Source organism: Dyella sp. BiH032, assembly GCF_031954525.1.
Taxonomy (GTDB): domain Bacteria; phylum Pseudomonadota; class Gammaproteobacteria; order Xanthomonadales; family Rhodanobacteraceae; genus Dyella_D.
This window is the reverse complement of record NZ_CP134867.1, coordinates 2,230,430-2,247,952: the sequence shown is the minus strand read 5'-3', so window position 1 is coordinate 2,247,952 and position 17,523 is coordinate 2,230,430. Positions and strand designations below refer to the sequence as shown.

The 17,523-nt window shown below is 56.2% G+C and carries 18 protein-coding genes and 5 tRNA genes; 6 read left to right on the top strand and 17 right to left on the bottom strand.

Annotation, left to right across the window (positions count from 1 at the left end):
* Positions 1-18 precede the first annotated feature (18 nt).
* Positions 19-348: a YegP family protein gene (locus RKE25_RS09940; protein WP_311842062.1), complete on the top strand. Its 330-nt coding sequence runs from the start codon at positions 19-21 to the stop codon at positions 346-348.
* 184 nt (positions 349-532) lie between these two features.
* Here RKE25_RS09940 and RKE25_RS09935 read toward each other — a convergent pair whose 3' ends face one another.
* Positions 533-1,708, bottom strand: a complete 1,176-nt coding sequence (locus tag RKE25_RS09935) for a hypothetical protein (protein ID WP_311842061.1) — start codon at positions 1,706-1,708, stop codon at positions 533-535.
* A 907-nt stretch (positions 1,709-2,615) separates the two neighbouring features.
* On the opposite strand from RKE25_RS09935, the gene RKE25_RS09930 reads away from it, so the two are divergent.
* Positions 2,616-2,870 carry a hypothetical protein gene (locus tag RKE25_RS09930; protein ID WP_311842060.1) on the top strand — a complete coding sequence of 85 codons (255 nt, stop codon included), beginning with the start codon at positions 2,616-2,618 and terminating at the stop codon, positions 2,868-2,870.
* Positions 2,871-2,912: 42 nt separating this feature from the next.
* Positions 2,913-3,182 carry a hypothetical protein gene (locus RKE25_RS09925; RefSeq protein WP_311842059.1) on the top strand — a complete coding sequence of 90 codons (270 nt, stop codon included), beginning with the start codon at positions 2,913-2,915 and terminating at the stop codon, positions 3,180-3,182.
* 135 nt (positions 3,183-3,317) lie between these two features.
* On the opposite strand, the gene RKE25_RS09920 is transcribed toward RKE25_RS09925, so the two are convergent.
* Both RKE25_RS09920 and RKE25_RS09915 read right to left on the bottom strand, forming a co-directional pair.
* Positions 3,318-4,007: a hypothetical protein gene (locus RKE25_RS09920; protein WP_311842058.1), complete on the bottom strand. Its 690-nt coding sequence runs from the start codon at positions 4,005-4,007 to the stop codon at positions 3,318-3,320.
* Between the two features lie 376 nt (positions 4,008-4,383).
* Positions 4,384-4,659: a hypothetical protein gene (locus RKE25_RS09915; protein WP_311842057.1), complete on the bottom strand. Its 276-nt coding sequence runs from the start codon at positions 4,657-4,659 to the stop codon at positions 4,384-4,386.
* Positions 4,660-5,669: 1,010 nt separating this feature from the next.
* On the opposite strand from RKE25_RS09915, the gene RKE25_RS09910 reads away from it, so the two are divergent.
* The gene (locus tag RKE25_RS09910; protein ID WP_311842056.1) at positions 5,670-6,062 is read left to right on the top strand and encodes a hypothetical protein; all 393 of its coding nucleotides are present in this window, start codon (positions 5,670-5,672) and stop codon (positions 6,060-6,062) included.
* A 27-nt stretch (positions 6,063-6,089) separates the two neighbouring features.
* On the opposite strand, the gene RKE25_RS09905 is transcribed toward RKE25_RS09910, so the two are convergent.
* From RKE25_RS09905 to RKE25_RS09875, 7 genes are all read right to left on the bottom strand, one after another.
* Positions 6,090-6,704, bottom strand: a complete 615-nt coding sequence (locus RKE25_RS09905; RefSeq protein WP_311842055.1) for a hypothetical protein — start codon at positions 6,702-6,704, stop codon at positions 6,090-6,092.
* 1,207 nt (positions 6,705-7,911) lie between these two features.
* Positions 7,912-8,124: an AlpA family transcriptional regulator gene (locus RKE25_RS09900; RefSeq protein ID WP_311842054.1), complete on the bottom strand. Its 213-nt coding sequence runs from the start codon at positions 8,122-8,124 to the stop codon at positions 7,912-7,914.
* Between the two features lie 96 nt (positions 8,125-8,220).
* A complete protein-coding gene (locus tag RKE25_RS09895) occupies positions 8,221-8,859 on the bottom strand; it encodes a hypothetical protein (protein ID WP_311842053.1) in 639 nt (212 codons plus the stop codon).
* Positions 8,860-9,141: 282 nt separating this feature from the next.
* Positions 9,142-9,444, bottom strand: a complete 303-nt coding sequence (locus RKE25_RS09890; RefSeq protein ID WP_311842052.1) for a hypothetical protein — start codon at positions 9,442-9,444, stop codon at positions 9,142-9,144.
* The gene (locus RKE25_RS09885; RefSeq protein ID WP_311842051.1) at positions 9,441-9,728 is read right to left on the bottom strand and encodes a DUF3077 domain-containing protein; all 288 of its coding nucleotides are present in this window, start codon (positions 9,726-9,728) and stop codon (positions 9,441-9,443) included. Before RKE25_RS09885 ends, RKE25_RS09890 begins: the two co-directional genes overlap by 4 nt.
* 627 nt (positions 9,729-10,355) lie before the next feature.
* Positions 10,356-10,706, bottom strand: coding sequence for a hypothetical protein (locus RKE25_RS09880; RefSeq protein WP_311842050.1), 351 nt, complete (start codon positions 10,704-10,706; stop codon positions 10,356-10,358).
* 71 nt (positions 10,707-10,777) lie between these two features.
* Positions 10,778-11,191, bottom strand: coding sequence for a hypothetical protein (locus RKE25_RS09875; protein WP_311842049.1), 414 nt, complete (start codon positions 11,189-11,191; stop codon positions 10,778-10,780).
* Between the two features lie 167 nt (positions 11,192-11,358).
* Here RKE25_RS09875 and RKE25_RS09870 point away from each other — a divergent pair, with 167 nt between their 5' ends.
* Both RKE25_RS09870 and RKE25_RS09865 read left to right on the top strand, forming a co-directional pair.
* On the top strand, positions 11,359-12,918 hold the full coding sequence (locus RKE25_RS09870) for a recombinase family protein (protein ID WP_311842048.1): 1,560 nt from the start codon (positions 11,359-11,361) through the stop codon (positions 12,916-12,918).
* A 474-nt stretch (positions 12,919-13,392) separates the two neighbouring features.
* Entirely contained in the window at positions 13,393-13,659 is a 267-nt protein-coding gene (locus RKE25_RS09865; protein ID WP_311842047.1) for a hypothetical protein, read from the top strand.
* 8 nt (positions 13,660-13,667) lie between these two features.
* Here RKE25_RS09865 and RKE25_RS09860 read toward each other — a convergent pair whose 3' ends face one another.
* The 7 genes from RKE25_RS09860 to RKE25_RS09830 form a co-directional block, all read right to left on the bottom strand.
* Entirely contained in the window at positions 13,668-14,396 is a 729-nt protein-coding gene (locus RKE25_RS09860) for a hypothetical protein (protein ID WP_311842046.1), read from the bottom strand.
* A 690-nt stretch (positions 14,397-15,086) separates the two neighbouring features.
* Positions 15,087-16,196: a hypothetical protein gene (locus RKE25_RS09855; protein ID WP_311842045.1), complete on the bottom strand. Its 1,110-nt coding sequence runs from the start codon at positions 16,194-16,196 to the stop codon at positions 15,087-15,089.
* Positions 16,197-16,817: 621 nt separating this feature from the next.
* A tRNA-Lys gene (locus RKE25_RS09850) sits at positions 16,818-16,893 on the bottom strand.
* A 16-nt stretch (positions 16,894-16,909) separates the two neighbouring features.
* A tRNA-His gene (locus RKE25_RS09845) sits at positions 16,910-16,986 on the bottom strand.
* Between the two features lie 16 nt (positions 16,987-17,002).
* Positions 17,003-17,079 (bottom strand) — tRNA-Arg (locus tag RKE25_RS09840).
* 29 nt (positions 17,080-17,108) lie between these two features.
* Positions 17,109-17,185, bottom strand: a tRNA-Pro gene (locus tag RKE25_RS09835).
* A 175-nt stretch (positions 17,186-17,360) separates the two neighbouring features.
* Positions 17,361-17,437: transfer RNA gene (locus RKE25_RS09830), tRNA-Arg, on the bottom strand.
* Between the last annotated feature and the right edge of the window lie 86 nt (positions 17,438-17,523).

The following is a 17,523-nucleotide window of genomic DNA, read 5'->3' as shown; positions in this document are numbered from 1 at the left end:
GTGAACAGGGAGGAAGCCATGGCAGGTCGATATCTCTTGAGGCGTTCAGGTGCTCAGTACTACTTCGTACTGCAAGCGGCCAACTATCAGACCCTCATCACCAGCGAACGTTACACGACAAAGCAAAGCGCAGAGGGAGGCATTGCCTCCGTACGGGTTAACTCCCCTATCGATGCACGATACAACCGGCTCACGGCGAAGGACGGAAGTCCTTACTTCGTGCTCAAGGCCGCCAATGGCGAACCCATCGGAACCAGTGAGACCTACTCGTCCGCTGGCGCAAGGGAGGGCGGTATTGAGGCAACCAAAATCGTTGGCCCTATCGCCCCCACAGTCGACGAGACCTGAGAAACGATTCGCGTATCACGAAAGGGCGTCAGCACCGACGCCCTTTCCCTATCGACCCGGGCGGGCTGTTCGACCCGATCTGTGGCCTCATGGATGGCACTCGCCTGCTGGCACGCTTGCTAAGCCAATGGCCTCCCCACCGACATGGCATCTTGCAGCAGACGGGTATGTCTAGAACGCTTGGCTACTCTTCCTCGGCATGTTTATACCAGCCCATGTTCTTTGACTTAGGGCCATCGAGGATCGGATCACTTACCGATACGAGGGGATCTATCCAGTCTGCCTTTGCCCTAACCCAAGTCAGCCACCCCTCCAGCTCGGCCGTAAGACTTCCAGCACTCAACGCCTTTGCTTCTGCGGCAGCCGCATAAGACCTAAGCTGCCTAGCTCTATCCCACTCTCTAGCTTCGGCTTCTACGGCCTTGAGCCTCTTAAGTTCGGTCTCGCGCCTCGCCCTTACTTCTTCATCATGCACTCTTCGCAATTCAGAAATGCGATGAGCCTCTGCGCGCTCGTTCTCTCGCTTTCGAATCTCGGCGGCGAGAACAGCCATCCCAACAATCATGTCCTGAATGCGATCTTCTAGCAGCCTTGATGCACTGTCTTTCCATACCTTGGTCGGCCAGCTTCCAGCAGAAACAGTGAGCACGCCAGAGGCGACATAGTCATATTTGGGTGCATACGGCGAGTATGGAAGTCCGAAGTAAGGATCTCGCCTTGGGTTTAGGCGGCCCTCCCTCTCCTCCACGGTCTCCTGATGATCAATGCGCTTGAAGTGCTCAGCTATTGATATCTGAAATTCTATGTCCTTGTAACCGAACTTCGTCTCATGAGTTTGGTTGTCAACGCGCACTATCGCACCCAGGCCAATCATCTCCTGGATAAGTGCATTGAACAGACGAAGTGCCCGATCAAATGCCCCCTTAGAGACTCTTACGTCGAGCACACCGTTCGCTCTGGGAGGATTCTTGGCCTCCTCTTTGAATTGACTGACCCTTCTTTTCGTCAGTGCAACCAGCGGATGCAGCTCATAGCTATTAGCCAAGACAACAGTCTTGGCGACCTCTTCTTTTAAGACATCCTTTTGGCGCTTGGCCTCTTCGTTCGCCGCAACTACCTCGGGATCGAAACGGGTTAGTCGCACCGTGGTCACGAAATGCCCTTTGGCGGGCAAGCGTGTCTTCTTGACCTTCGTCCCGCTTCGCAGTTTCGCCCAGTAGCCTCTCGGTGGAATAGGAATTCCCATCCTGCGGCAAAGCTTCGCCAGGCCGACATCAGATAGGCCGTACCGCTTAGCCACCACCGTTACCGGGTCCGTCCAGATTTCCTCATATAGCTCCTGTCGAGTCGTTACGCTCATGTCTGCCGCTCTTGGCCGTCTGACTGTGGAGACCTATAGCAGACACTCGAAGATGGGCACCACCGTGGGCTCGTCTGAGCACCAAGGAAACCCTCCACTCGGCCTTAGCCAAACAGCAACCAGACGTATTTTTCTCTCGGCATTAGCTATCCGCCATTTAGGATTGCCGCCCTCGTTGGGTCGTAACCCTTCCAAGGGAGTGCGCCATGTCTGATGCTGATCAAGTACAAGTACCGTTTGAACTTCGCTCGCTCAATGCAGAGCAGGTTGCCGAGTTACTTGGACTAAGCAAGCTGTATGTGCGTGACCACCTGGCCGCTCGCCCAGACTTCCCCAAGCGCGCCGATAACGATGGTCACCCACGTTGGATCGCCAAGGACATCCTAGAGTGGCGAGACGCTATCCAAGCTGGTCGGCAAGGTCGGCGGCGGAGAAGGCGCCGCTAGGCGTCAACCATGGTTGTCGCCCCCTATGGACAAAGACTCAGAAGACATTTTGCCAAGGCTCGCCGCCCTTATTCGGGGCGACCGCTGGCTGTCTGCCGATGGCTGTGCGGCCTTCCTGAGCGTCAAGCGCAGAACGTTCCTTGAGCGCATTGCGTGTCGGCCAGACTTCCCCATCGGGGCAAAGATATTGGGCAATCAAAGAGTCTGGCGGAAATCAGAAATAGACGTCTGGGTTGAGCGACAACGGGCAAACCGACAACCATAGTTGACGCCATCGTTGGCTCCTCTCTTTAGGGCCTGACAAACCCGAGCTTTACGCATATACAAGCTGTGGTTGCAGCGGCCATCCCAGTGTGCCTAGATCGGCTAAAAGGCACTACCACCAGCCACTACCGCGGGCTTAGGATCGGGCACGCTGCCGTGCTGCAACGGCCTGGCAGAAAACCACGGGGGAACAACTCATGCACAAACTCAGCTTCTTGCTGGCGGGCTGCTTGTTGACTCTTTCCTTTGCCGCAGTCGCCAAGGGCGGCGGTCATGGCGGCAGCCACGCCTCTGTCGTCCACGTAAACGGCCACACGACAAAGACCGGCACCTATGTCCCGCCCCACTATCGCACCGGGGCTGACGACTCGAAGTTCAACAACTGGTCAACCAAGGGCAACGTCAATCCCTACACGGGGAAGGCTGGGACGAAAAACCCATATGGACACTGAGCCGAGCCATTATCTTCGGCGGGTACACAAGGGGAAACGCTCATGGCACATCACGATTTCTGGGATGTCCACGGCATCGGCTTTGTCTTAGCGATGTGCTTTTTCCCTCGCCTCACCCTGCTCTTTAGCAGCGTGGCAACGGGTGGCTTCTTCTGGTGGCTTGGATGGCTGCTTACCCCGCGCCTTCTCGTGGCAATCCTCGCCTCATCTGCCTACTGGCACACGAACCCGATCCTCGTAGTGGTTACCTGGCTCTGGGCGCTGATCGGAGAGGGGGCTGAGAAAGGGGCGGCCAACCAAACAAGGCAATAGCCAAGCGGGAAGGCCTTCCCTCGGATGTGCACTGCGCTTCAGCCGCCGGATACTTCCGAGCCCAGCCACTGCCGCTGCTCTCTTAGCGCCCTCGCGATAGCCAGCAGCGCAGGGCGCTGGCCTCCCTTCCACGCGTTACGGCTGACCACACCCTTTCCTTCCTCGGTTCGTGGTCCGGTTGACCGTTCCCATGGCCTCCACCGTCTGATCGCCTCGGCCTGCCGTGCTTTTCGCTCCGGAGTCCAGCCATTCGCCATGCTCGTTCTCCAAAAGTTTGTTCTGATGACCTGCCAGGGTAGGCGCGTGAGGCAGCTCGTTGTTCACCTGCTGATGACCGTGGGCAATATTGGCCTGCTTCGCGAAGACGACTGGGGGGTTCTTGATGGCAGCCAAGGTCTCCAGGGTTGTACGACACTGGTTCTGAGCACGCAAGGCCAGGCGCATATAGGTATCCATTGGGTCCATGTAGTGCCCCATGTTCATCGTGGCCCGATGGGTTAGTTGGGCGAACAGCACGTTCAACGCGCTAGCTTGCGCTACAAGCATTCCCTCCATGCTGCTTAGGTCTCCCGCATTGACGCTAACGGTAGATGCCTGTAGTTGCTCCAGCAGCTCGGTAATGGGCACGCCAGCAAGCGCGTCGCCGTAAGCTCCTTTAAGGGAAGATTGAATGATGGTGGCTGACGCTAGCTCCGGGGCAACAACCGCCCTTGCCATGGCGTTCGCTGCTGACTCGTCACTTCGCTTGGAGATTCGCAGGCAGGAAGGACCGCTGCCAGTTTGATCTGCCTTGGCGGCGAGCGTCTTTTGGTTTCTCTTATCCACGAAATCCTCAGTGCACCTGTGGCTGCGCCCTTAAACCACCGCCGCAAACCCACGACTCTTGGTTCTTTTCCTCGTCACCTTCCGCCGTGTTATCTGCGTTCGGCGATACCTCCAGCACACCTAGGACGTGTGCGTAAGGAATCCAGACCACAGCCGGCCCCTAGCGGTCACCGAAAGTGACGCACAACTTCAAGAGTGCTGAGTGAGATAAGTCAATTTCGGAGCAATGCAGCACAGGATGTTTCACCGATGCAGGCGCCTAGCCCTCTATCGATGCCTCCACTGGTACATCGATAAAGGAGCGCGCAGCCGCGGCATGTGTAGCAGCCATTGGGGACCCTCCATCGATCATCACGCGATATTCCATGACTTCCCCTCACAGGTAATAGCTAGCGAGGCCAGCAGCGGCACCGATGGCGGCACCCCACGGGCCCGCAGTGGAACCAGCAGCGGCACCGCCGCCAATTGAGGCCCCCAGGCTTGCGCCAACTGCTGCGCCACCGACACCGGACGCGATAGCACCGCCAGCCGTGCGGGGCTTGTAAGCGGGATTCAGGCCCGTCGTAGCCGTACCCTGAAACTGACCAGCAACCGAGTTCAGCGCATTGCCGAAGTTGGCTAGCCTCTGCTGGTCGTAGCCGTAATTGCGCATGTACCAGTCGTTATAAGCCTGATCGATATTCCCCTGGTTATAGTCCTGCTGAACCTGACCAAGGCCGGCTAGCTGGCCATTGAACTGCGCCTACAAGGCGGACGTACCGTTGATCTGGCTCGAAGCACCAAGGATGTTCTGTGCGTTCTGTCCGGCAGCGCTAAGCTGGTTTTGGAACTGCTGCTGGGCCAAGGCTGAGTTACGGGCCAGGTCTGTCTGCTGGGCCTGCACTGAGCGATTCAATGCCGACTCGGCCAATTGCTGCTGCGTGCTGTAATCCTGGAACCTGTACTGGTTTTCGCTGTTCGCCAGGGCATCGGCGAGCGTGCGGTTCTGGTCATTTAAGGCCTACTGCATGGCAGAGCCGCCGAACGCACCGTTCGTCGCAAACTGGGCTGCGAGGCTGGCCTGGGAGTTCTGGAACTGATGGGTAATGTCCGAATTGGACTTGTCGATCATGCCCTGAAGGGCCGGATTGGGACCGGCAAAGGCATTAGCCCCAACCAAAGTATTGGCGCCTAGATACTGGTTGTTAACCGGGCTAACGTTGTATCCACCCAACAGAACGTTATTGATGGCGCCCTGCTGCCACGGATTGCCTGCTGCGCCTTGCTGCGCATTCGCTAGCGCCTGCTGCTGCCCCCCCGACAGGTCAGCATTGAGCTAGCCACCGTAGGAGTAGTAGGGCTTACTGTTGACCTGGTTAGTCTGATTGAAAAACTACGTATACGCGTTCGACAACCACGGCGGAAGCTCGGTCTTCGTCGTCGTGGTCGTGTTCTTCGGGGTTCCACCGCCGCCCATAATCTGCACCTCATCTGCCTTGTTGAATTTGGTTTGCCGTGCATGACCCGGCACGGCGGCGGGAGAGGAGTAACGCAAGGCAGGACGCCCCTCTATACCTATAGCTGTTGGCGGGGTGTATTTCCGTCCCGCCCATCACTCAAAATTTCTTCTGACCATATGGAGGCTAAACTACGTCTATCACCGGAACGAAGGGGGAGCCAACCATGGAAGCCGTCAGAACGAAAGATGAGAACAAGGAGCGCACATTTGCTAATGCCATCGACGCCAAGCGATCGATGCTGGAGTGCATGCGCAACATGGGGACTATGGCGGCATACAGCTTTGGGGCCAGCTTTTTGCTCAAGAAGCATCCGCCCATAGCAGGGAGCGCAGTCCTTCCGATTGTTATAGGCGCCCTTCTATTTGGCCTCACGATCGCAGGATCAATTTGGTCTGCCGAACTGCTTGTAGACGGAATCATCAAGCGATACGTAGATCCGCATCATCCACGCTGGCAAACACACGCCGGTCGTTTAATTATCATCGTTCCGATCATGGCCGTATTCCTTGCCCTCGCCTCCACTCCCGCCATCATTGTCTTCGAGCTCCCCCGGTAAGATAGATCAACCCTCCGAAATCTAATCTCAAGTCACCGCCAAAAGATATCGATGAGAAGCCCGTTTTAGCCACGATCGCAACAGATCTTCGCACGCTGAAGTCAATCGCCTATAGCGGCTCGCACGGATGTTCAATGCCTTTGCTCTCATGTCCTGAGCCATAACAGCCCGACCGCAAAGAATTCTTTGCATCGCATCCGTCAATGCTTCCTCCGCGAAGCGAACTGCCTTCACTGCCAAGCCAAACCGCTTCACGATCGGCCAGTACTTCGGCACGTCACCCGTCGCATAGAGCAACAAGATTGCCTCCAAAGGGCCATCCAGCTTTGCGAAGCTCAAAGCCGCCAGGGCGTCTTGATCCGGCCTAGCCACCGGAATGGCAATCACACCAGCAGACTGCTTCCACTCGTGCTGGCGCCTGACTCGTGTGGATTCATGGATGGACTTGGCTGCCTGCTCAATAACTCGGCCGCGCTTTACAACCGACAAGTGGCCTATGCCGCATGTGCTCTCGGCGTTTCGCTCAGCCTCTTCTCTGGTATCAGCCAGAAAGCCGCCCCCATAACCTAGGGCACGAGCCAGCCGTCGTGCGGCTAGCTCAATGACATGCGCCTGGTCGATGGCCTGCCCACCATCTGCCATGGCCGCTCAACCTTGCTCACGCTGTCGATGCCACTCGGCCGCCAAACGTTCCTGCCGTCGATAAGCCCAACGTCGGTAAGGCACCACATACAGCGTGCAACCGCTGAGTTCGTATTGCCGGATCTCGGGCGAGCGGTTGTTCCATCCTTGTGTTTTGGCTGTCGGAGCCAGGGCAGCCCTCAGATCGAAATTTCGGCCGCCAGCAATAGAAGCAGGGACAGAAGAAGAGAGCATTTGCTAACACCCCTTGGTAAGAATCTAGAAAGGTGTACGGAATCCGTACTAGGCAAAGGGCAAAAATCGGCCTGACTAGTACGTAATCCGTATCGATCAGGCGGCTTCTTGGTGCCCACTAGTACGTAATCCGTATCGACCTGCTACGGAATCCGTACTGGGCTCGGCGTTTTTCTTGACACGACGAAAGCGCTCTCTTGGCATCTTCCATTCGCCTGATGCAACCGAAGTCGGGGCGCAATCGAGCTTGCCTCTGCAATGGTCGATTTCTTTCCAGCTCAGGGCATACAAGCTTGGGCAATTCAGTCCACCCTGCCTCGTAAGCGTAAGGAAGCCGTAGTGCCGCAGCTCTTGGAGTGCCCAGCGCAAAGTGTCTGGAGACTTCCATCCCTTAGAGCGCAGCACACCGATCGAGGCGCACAGATCGCCATTGTTTTTTCCGTTGTATTGGCGAGCCACGTCGCACAGCAGCTTGATAGCCGTCCCGCTACAGGACTGCCAGTTGGCGGAGTCTTGGACGGCATGCGGAATTCGGGTGAACGTACCGGCCTCTTTCCGCCCCTTATACTTCTGGCGGCTCCTAGGCTTCATGGCTGCCCCCTTCGATGCGTCACAGCACGCGCGTCACCGAGGGCGCGCGCATGAGGCAATACCTCGGCCGCCCCCTCCCCTCCCGCTCCAGCAGGCGCGTGGGGTTTATTGAGCTTCGTCCCAGTACGGGCAGCGTCACGGAGCTTGCTACGGATATCGCTACTGCTAGCAACTATGGCGGGGAGTACCTCAGCCACCCTGGCCGCCACTTCTCCCGATGACGCGTGGGCTACACGAGCTTCTCCGCCCTCCTTCACCAGCTCCCTAAGCCAGAGGCACACCCGCTCGCCCGGCAGGTGCCTGGCACGCTGCCATTCGGGATCAAGGGGGCAGATAGGGGCGCTGCAACTATCGAATTTGGGACAAGCGTTGCGGGGCCCAGTCATGCCTTCACCCCGCGGGAAGCGGCGATACGGTCGGCACACCACTGATCAACCTCAGACTCGACCCAGGCGCTAACGGCATCGCCGAGCCTTACATGCTGAGGGAAACGACCATGAGCCTCCAGACGGTAGATCTGAGAGCGGCTTAAGCGAGTACGAGAGAGAACATCGGGAAGACGCAGGAAACGGATAGGAGTCGGCTGGGACTGCATGGCATCACCTCTGAAGAAGTGAGCCCACTTTGTTATCCCTCGCCGTCATGCAGAACACTGTATGCAAAGCATGGGCTAGCCATTGCTACGCATCGGCTAAGGTGGATCTGGAGTATTCCGGAGAGCCTTTCTGGCCGCGGAGAACGACATGCCGAGTGCCGCGCATTCCTGCTCCGCACAAATATCCCTACTGGAATACTTGCCCGACGCCCATGCGCGGCGTATGGCGTCCTGTCGCGATCGACTCCCATCCGGCGCGTTGTGTTTAGCATTGGCGGCGTTTGCAGCTATGGCTTGCCGCTTCTCAGCCATCAATGCGCCAACCGATTGACTAAGCTTGATTGCCGCGTTGCCAAGGAGGTGGATTGCCTCATCTTTCTTATCAGCATCAATACAGTCATGCGCGGCACAGAATCCCCTATATGCCCCCCATAGCATCGTTTGGATGTCATGCCATGCTTCCGTTGCTGCGGGTAGAAATTTTTTCAGCGCGAGGCGAACACCTGGGTCGTTGGGATCGATATCGCTTGGATGAAAAGATCGTCCTTCGGTGGCCCCAGATGCAAGAAGGTCTTGCACCACTTTGTGTAAACGGTCCTCGGCTGGGGTCAACGCATTAGTCGTCTCAGGGATATCGAACCCCGCATCTATGATGAGCTTTCTCGTTTCATCGATAAGCTCAGCCAGAGGATATTCCGCTCGTGCCTGCTCAGCCGCACCAATCTGCGACCACATTTCTGGCGAGATTCGATATGTGGCTAGATCATCTAATAGCCTACGTAAGGCCTTTGGCCTTTCACGTGTTGGAATCGATGCGATAAGAGACGAACGAGGCGCTGAAGTACTGGATTTAGTCATTGCCATCCCTCTTCTCTCCAATTCCAAGGGTTGCTGGTCAGCCGGTGAAGGTGCCAGGGGTTCGGCTGGCCGTCCTAGGCGCGGCAGAACTATTTTAAGTACAGCCGAACGGCACCAATTCTAGGTGGGCAGCCTCGGGCGGTCAGCGGAAGGATTCCTTTACCCTTCAATATCTTGCCCCTCACAGAGCTTACGCCGAGGGAGCCTACTCATTGCCAAGCGGGCGAGAAACAGCAGCTTGTCCTCCCCAGGCAGCAGGCTATCGGCCGCCAGTCCGTCCGCAATGTCCTGCTCAACTCTCGCCCATGCCTCTTTCGGGGTTAGCCCGTCGCAACGCCGGAAGTGCTCATAGAGGTGAGCATGCATATCCGTCCAGTGCTCGGGGAAGCCGCCGATCGGAACTTCGCGGACGATCGCGCTAGGAGGAAACTGCAGAATCACCGCGGTAGGCACGGCGCTCATACACTGGCCTCCAGCCTCATCAAAGAAGCTTCGATCGTATGGCCGAGACCCATCGCTACGTCCATGCAAAAACCGATGAGCCAAGCTTGGCGCTCGCTGATACCTCGATGGTCAACACCATCGCCGGCCAGCTCCTTAACGCAGTCAAGAATGCAATTGAGCTGAGTGACGGCGTATTCCAGCGGCACACCATCTTCCACACGCATCAAGTCACATTGCGCCACCGGGATATGGCAGAAGCCTTGGCCGTCCGTTACGGGTTCGCTATTGCGCTGCTTGCTCATGATGTCGCCCCTATGCCTGTAGTGAGCCACCTACCGTTGCGGTGAGGTGGCGGACGTGCAGGGGTGAGAAACCGGAGACATAGGAATCCGGCCAGCCCGAGAGCTGCCCTGCACGCCCACCGCAAAAGACGGGCATGCGCGCAACGGGCACAAAAAAAGCGCCTTCGGCGCCGTTGCGCCTATGTCTAGTCAGGTTCTCACGCCTGGTCACCGAATTTGCGGCGACAGCTACACGCTACTCCGATCAGGAGGCGTGTCAAGTAGCCCTAGGTTTCTTGGTGGACCTGCGAGGGGCTACTTGTCGGAGCTTCTTAAGTGCCTCCTCCACCGACTGACTTACGCCGATTCTCACCATCGAGACAGGCAATGCCGTGGAGCTAGGCGGGCGCGCTCCATGCCACATCGGTGCTTGATGGATAGCCCGATAAAGCTCTGCCTTCTCGTAGAGCTTCTTACCCATGAAGTTGCGTGGCTTCAGGCCGTACTCGCCGACCCGCTTGGCGAACGTGTCGGGATGGACACCGCAATAGTGGGCGGCTTCCAGCACCGTAAGCCAGTCCTTGCCAAGCAAGTTGAACTGAGGCAAGGCGCACGGCCGGTCTTGTTGGTCGTTTGACATTGGTTGGGCTAATCGAAGAACACAGCAGGATTCATGTCAGCAGGTGAGAACCAAGTGATGCCGTAGCGCTCCGCCAATATCTTCTTCTGCATTGCCCAAACAAAGTGGCACCGTCCGAGGCGATGGCGGCCAGCCACGTCGGCAGCGCGGCTTGCCTCGTCCGCGGCCTCACGAACCTTCCCCGCCAAAATAGCGTCCGTCTCGATCGGATCGACCAGAAGCCAACCGTCGCCCTTCTGCTTGATCGCCAATAAGACGCGCTCTCGTAGATCGGGCGACATCGCAGATAGCAATTCCTCCGCGCGACCCAGCGGGCATCCCGTCGCCACGTGATAGTCCCATATATCCTTTGCTGCCATGCACCGCCCTTATGCAAAAGGTCCACGAAGCGGATATTGTTAACTCCGTTGTTCGCCTCTCCGCAAGAGAACTATGTCCTCTTCTTCGCCTTGCCGAATAGCCGCTTTAATAGGCCGAGTGCTGGCGGGGAAACCGGTGAACGATTGGTAAGGAGGCGCTCACCGATACGCCCCAGGGTCCGCATTTCATCGTCTTCCGCCATTCGCCCTTCCCGAACTTCGCGTTCGGTAACCCGCGCGATCAATTCCGGCGAGACATTGCCATCTTGGTCCACTGCCTCACTGATCAGGAGCAAGGCGTAATCTTTGCGACGAGCATCGCGAAGCAACTCTAAGTCCTTAGGATCGGTAATCTGACGCTCCAAGGAATCGTTAAGCTGCCGATGTAAGTCGAGCAATCGGGATCGTTGCTCATCAGTTGTCGCCATCGAATACTGCGCATGTATCCAGTCCCGCATTTCCTGCGGCGTAGTCGGGTCGGACATACCTGCCCCCAGGGGGAATCTTGGTCAAAAAGATACTCACACCGTCTGCGTCGGGTCGGTAGCGGAAGTTATGAAGCCAGTTGCTCGACCCGCCCCTAAGAGCCCGACTAACTACCGCAACACCAGCGGCGTAACGTCGATCCTAGCCCGCGAGCGTCGAAGGCCCTATGTCCGCTCAACACCGCTATGGCAAGGAAGGTTCGGCCGTCCCGGTGGCTGAATATGTCCGCATGTCTACAGACAAACAAGATATGTCAGTGGACAATCAACGGCAAGCCATCGCTAAGTACGCCGCCACACACAACATGCGCGTTGCGCAAAGCTACGTGGATGAGGCGCGTAGTGGATTGGATATCGAGGGGCGCCCCGCCCTTCAGCGACTCCTGACCGATGTACAGAACCGCGCTACCGGTTGCGTGGCCATTCTCGTCTTTGATGTCAGCCGCTGGGGTCGGTTTCAGAACGTCGATGAGTCGGCTTTCTACGAGTTTCTTTGTACGAAGCATGGTCTCCGAGTCATCTACATAGCGGAGCCTTTTGGGGATACTGATGGGCCGCTGCAGAACCTTCTCAAGAGCCTAAAAAGATCAATGGCCGCCGAGTACAGCCGTGAGCTGTCCAGCAAGGTATTCGCCGGTCAAGTCAGATTAGCTCGCCAAGGTTTTGCCATGGGTGGCATGGCCGCGTATGGACTGAGCCGGCAGTTAGTTGACGCCCTGGGTAATCCGCGGTGCATTCTTAAACGTGGGGAGCGTAAGAGCATCGCCACTGACCGCGTACGCCTGATTCCAGGCCCGCCAGACGAGGTGGCAGTGGTTCGCTGGATATTTAAGCAGTCTGCTGCTGGGGTTAGCGTCAAGGAGCTGACTACTCGGCTCAATAAGCGCGGGAAACTTAATGCTCGTGGCGCCCCTTGGAACATGTCCACGATTAGCGACATGCTCAATGACCTGCGCTACATCGGGACCATTGTTTTTGGTCGGCCCAACTCGCGTGGTCTGATTAAGACTAACCCACAGGATCCACCGCGTGAACCTATCCGCATCGATAATGCATTCCCCGCCATAGTCTCCCCAGAGCTATTTCAAGAAGCCCGGGCACGACGCGCGGATAAGACAAGAAAGCTGACTGATGAGGAGTTGTTGGAGGCCTTACGCGATCTATGGCGGCGTGAAGGTCGTATCACTACGCGCCTCATGAACGCTGACCCCAAGGTGCCGACAGCTCAAGCTTACCTTCATCGCTTCGGAAGCCTTCGATATGCCTATCGACAGATCGGCTATACGCAGGATCGATGTCTCGGGTTTGGAGATATACGTGATCGCATCCAGGTGTGGCTACCTAGCGTGATGGGTTGCGTGAGGGACGCTATGGAAGAGGACGGATCGAGCGTGACGCAGAAAGGTCGAACGTTACGCGTTGATGAGACCTGGGCGGCCTCGTTCCATTTGATGCAGTCCTCCAGCGCTGGAGGACCGGATAAGGTCCGCTGGGTTCTCCCGCATCTACGCGGCACCGCCGATATCCTTGTCGGCATACGCATGGATGTGAAGGGCATCCGTCCCCTTGATTATTTGATCCTGCCGGCAGTGAGCGCTAAGACCTGGCCCGACATTATCCAGGAGCAGCCTGGCGCAGGCGCAAGCTTCTATCTCTTCGATTCGCTTCAAGTGCTTCGCGATCTAGCCAATCTCTCAAGGGGAGCACCAAGCGATGCCCGTAGGTAACAGAAGTCGCTGGATACGCGAGCAACAAATGATCGCGTCTCTCGATATGGTCAGCTTTCTTTGCGGACGGCAATGCCGAGCCATCGCCGCCGCCTCTATGCACCTTCAACGAGATCCGATCTACGAGGACGTCTTAGGGTCCGACGCCTTTCGGTTAACCTCGATAGCGAAGCAGTTGCTTGGAGAATCCGCAAAAGTACAAGGCGTCCAGGTGCTACGGCTAGCAGTGACTCGACGGCTACTACTTCAGATACTGGACCGCAAAGAGGTCGTCGTCTGGCTGGCACGGGACCATCCCGAAACCCTTTCGATTCTCATGAATGCTGCCGGCTTTGATGGCTTAGGTCTGGGTGAGATCGATGATGTCCCTATACCGCCGCTCACTAGAAAGCGGCACTGGCGAGAACCTAAGTAGCAAAGTCAGCTGCATAGAGTGATAGCCTCACTCGTAAGATTACAAACCAGAGGCCATCAATGGACCTGAACTCGATTGACGACGTGCGCTCGAATCTCGAAGAGCTATGGGGGCGCCAGTTGGCAACGGAGTTTGCCGTGAAGGTGCTCATAGACAGCCATCCTGCCCGGGACTACCTGATCCGCCTGTGGGACGCCACGTCGCCCAGCTTCTTGGATCACCTCATGGACAAGAGGCCGTTCGTTGACGGCCCTATCGTCCGAGAAAAGGTGCTGGCGCAGCTGGCCAACTATCGCGGGTTGCTGGATACGCCCGCGCCCTTGTAGCAACTAGCTCAGCAATTCAATTGATTGATCATCGCACTGTTGGCGGCTAGACGGCTGTCAAAGGTTGGCTTTTCGTACCCCGTACCATTCCATTCGATCGCGGTGGTACCTGCAAAGCAAAGCTCGATGGACGGGTCGCGTCTAGCCACTTCTTCTAGTCTTCGGTAGACCACTACCCGACAGCTATCTAAGTAAAGAAGAAGCGCATCGTTATAGTGAGTCTTAAGGTAACCGATGATCGCATTGATGCTTCCGGTTACGTACTCCCCGTAATCATGAGCTTTTTCACTGGTCGCGATGTACCCTTTATGTGCGACCTTGTTACGAAACGATGCCCTATCTGGCGCCGTCTTCCAAGGCATGCCAGTGGCACAGAAGTACGCGCTGCAGAAGGCGCCAAGCTGGCGCTCGGAGGAACTCTCCAGGTCCTTCCAGTATGTCGCGATATCAGCAATTGCCTTGCCGCTGGCGAGGAGAAAGACCTTTGTAAACAGCTCGTACGCTCGTTCCAACGCCGCACTCAGGGTTACCACTGATTCTGAGTAAAAGCCGGCAGCAAATGCTCTCACCCCTGCGGAATAGATGACCTCAGGCGCGCTGTGCGCCTGATGGACCATAAAGCGATGGCCATTAGGGCAGGTGCATATGGCTAGCAAGTCATTGTCGAGGTCTCCCGACATCATCACCGCAGCACCTGGTGAAATGGTGCACTTATGACAACAGGTGATGACTTTCATAGAATCCCTCACAAATGCCTGAATCGATTGCTCGCACGATAAGATGAGTTGGCCCAGAGGCCATCACATTGCCAAATGATCGACCTTGTCCTTCCCATCTGAGTGCGACCGCCGGTAGATCGCAACGACGGCCTCGAACAGGTCAGAAAGCTGCTTGTCCTCTTCAGGTGGCCCTGACCACAAGGCACTGAACTCTCGAAATCCACGCTCCACTCGGAGACCGTAGCATGCCTCTCCCAATCCATGAGGGCCCGCCGTTTCAGCCAGTGCAATCGGGTACGCCCGATCCTCACGGTGATCCACTTCAGGCGAGTAAGCCATGAAGAAAACAGCGCACCAAAAAAAAGCTCCCGGGGGTAAGCCTGGGAGCCACGATTCCTTTGTACTGAGCAAACGTAACTTCAGTCACCAGTCCCGCCATCAATAACGGGAACAAACAATTCGTCCAGCTCTGGGACGGGCAAAAGATAGTCAGTTGCCTCTGGCTGAGACGCGGCATAAGGCGCTGTCGGTGAGACAGAAGTTGTGAATAGACGATGCGGACCGTCAAAAACGGCCAACTCTTGGACACCGCAGTTCAATGAATACGGATCCAACTGAGGTAGAGAAGTCATCATCTTAGGCGCGACGGAGTACACGGGATCCTCCTATATACCTGAGTTTGCGTTAAGGATCAATGAATTAAGAGGGTTACTGAACTTGCTGGGCGGGAGGTATAGGAACATCAATCCAACCGTTTACCTCCGGCACAATTTGAACTTTGAACTCCAGGTCCGGCTGGCGAGCACCAAATATGCTGCCTTTAACCCGGGCCAAACTGGCGTGTCTAGGGCTTTCCATCAAACCAACCACCACTTCATAGTTAGTTGGCGGAACACGCTCAGCGGCAATTTGTTGGGCAAACGCCATCATCAGCACCTGGAGTTGTTGCTGCCCTATCCCAGGAGGGTATGACACTTGAGGCACAGGTGAAAAAAGCGCTGAACAAGCCGGATCACTTTTCAACTGATGAATTGGAAGAAAAGGCTCCTTAAGCTTTAGATCTTGTTCGATGTCCTTCCAGATAGACCACATCAACCTCTCGGTGGTTTCATCAGATGGCTCAATTTTTAGCCCAATTTGCTTCGCTTCCTTACGGTTTAGCGGATAACCGTGGTGGAAGTAATTTTTATTCAGAAGCTCCGAAATTGCTCGAGCACTCTGCTTGCCGTCCTCTTTCATATGCAGCCCCAGCATGCCCTCTGCCATCGCTTGGCTAAGCTGAGCGCTCCTTGCGGCAACACCGATGCCTACAAACCCTACCTCTTCACTGAACCGCAAGAATAAGTCTCTAAGCGGCTTCTGATCGGTCAAACCGACCTCTTCTCGCGCAAAACGAAGAAACGCCCGAACATCCTCGGAGCCAAACTGAATCGCTTTCTTCCGATTCGTTATTTGAGGATCGGTAGGACCTAGATTCCCATGAGGGTGCATAACAATTTTGTCTGCACCAAGTGCAAGAAGCGTCGCAGCACTAAAGGCCGCTTGCGGAACAAGGATCGAGAAATGCTTAACCTGTTCACGAATCAACGACACGATTCGCCAGGCAACTGTTGGGTCACCGCCGTTGCTGACCACTAGTAGATCTATATCCTGCGTATCCGGCGGCAGCGCATGAAGCTGCGTTAAAAGTTCCGGAATAGCATCAGAGGAAATCTGCCCTGCAGAATTTTCTCTTGTGCTCGTCACATAGATGACCAAAGGCTTCCCACGGTGCTGCTCGAGCTCGCGGTAAAGCGCAACACGCTGTTGCAATCCCATCCCTTCCCCCTTCGCTGTAGTCCTTACAACGCCCCAAGCGCATCTAACTACACAAAATGTCGTGCCTTTGTAAGTGCCTCAAGGGCTACAGCAAAAGACATACCAACCCGCAAAAGCTCTAAAAAAGCCATTCGAGTTGAGGTTCGCCGAATTTGATAGCGTCGTTGCAGCCCTCACTGCTGACGTAACGAGTCAGTTAACGCCCAGCCGTAGGCAGCGAAGCGTTGGCTATAAGGGGGTATTTTTGGGGGTACTTTCTCAAATAACCACGTCAAATCGCTTCAGATGGGGATTTTCGATCCCTATCACCGTACCAATCATCAAAGGTCGAGCGAAAGCTCGGCCTTTTTTTGTTTAGGCGCCTGCAAAAGTCCGGATGACTGGAAGCCCTCTTCCGCACGCAGCTAGCATCTAAGAGGCGTCCTCCGTTCGGCGGTACCGTATCGGGCGTCCTCGCTCATAGAGAGAGAGCGACCATGCATTGCACCGAGAGCCAGTCGGCGCACGGCGCGACTCACACCGCCACCGAAGAAGACATGGACGTCTAGCCATCCATTTGCCTGAGCATGCCCATCGCAACGCAAAAGAAAAACGCCCAGGTTTCCCTGGGCGTTTCTTTATTGGTGGGCCGTGTAGGATTCGAACCTACGACCAATTGATTAAGAGTCAACTGCTCTACCAGCTGAGCTAACGGCCCTGAACTTCTTCAATTTTGGGGTGGACGATGGGACTCGAACCCACGACAACCGGAATCACAATCCGGTACTCTAACCAACTGAGCTACGCCCACCGTAACTTTAGTGTGTTGGCGCGCCCGACAGGAATCGAACCTGCAACCGTCGGCTTAGAAGGCCGATGCTCTATCCGGTTGAGCTACAGGCGCAATGCACTCGGGTGCACGGCAACAACTGTTGGTCGGGGCAGAGGGATTCGAACCCACGACTTCCAGCTCCCAAAGCTGGCGCTCTACCAGGCTGAGCTATACCCCGAATTTCGAACCCTCGGCCGCTTTCGCAACGCCGAAGCTTTGAAATGCTACGGGTGACGCTTCGCCTAGTCAATCCGTATCGAAGCACACCGAACACATCTTTCGTCCGGTCCGCACGACGATGTTCTGTCCTGCGGTGCAAGCCATGATGCGAACATCACACCTTGCGTTGTAATTGGCGCGCCCGGAGAGATTCGAACTCCCGACCACCAAGTTCGTAGCCTGGTACTCTATCCAACTGAGCTACGGGCGCGCTGTAAAACCTTTGCCTTTTCCGCTTAACCACCGAAGTGGAAAGCGTCGAAGCGAGAAGCGGAATTATTCAGATTCGAGCGGTGG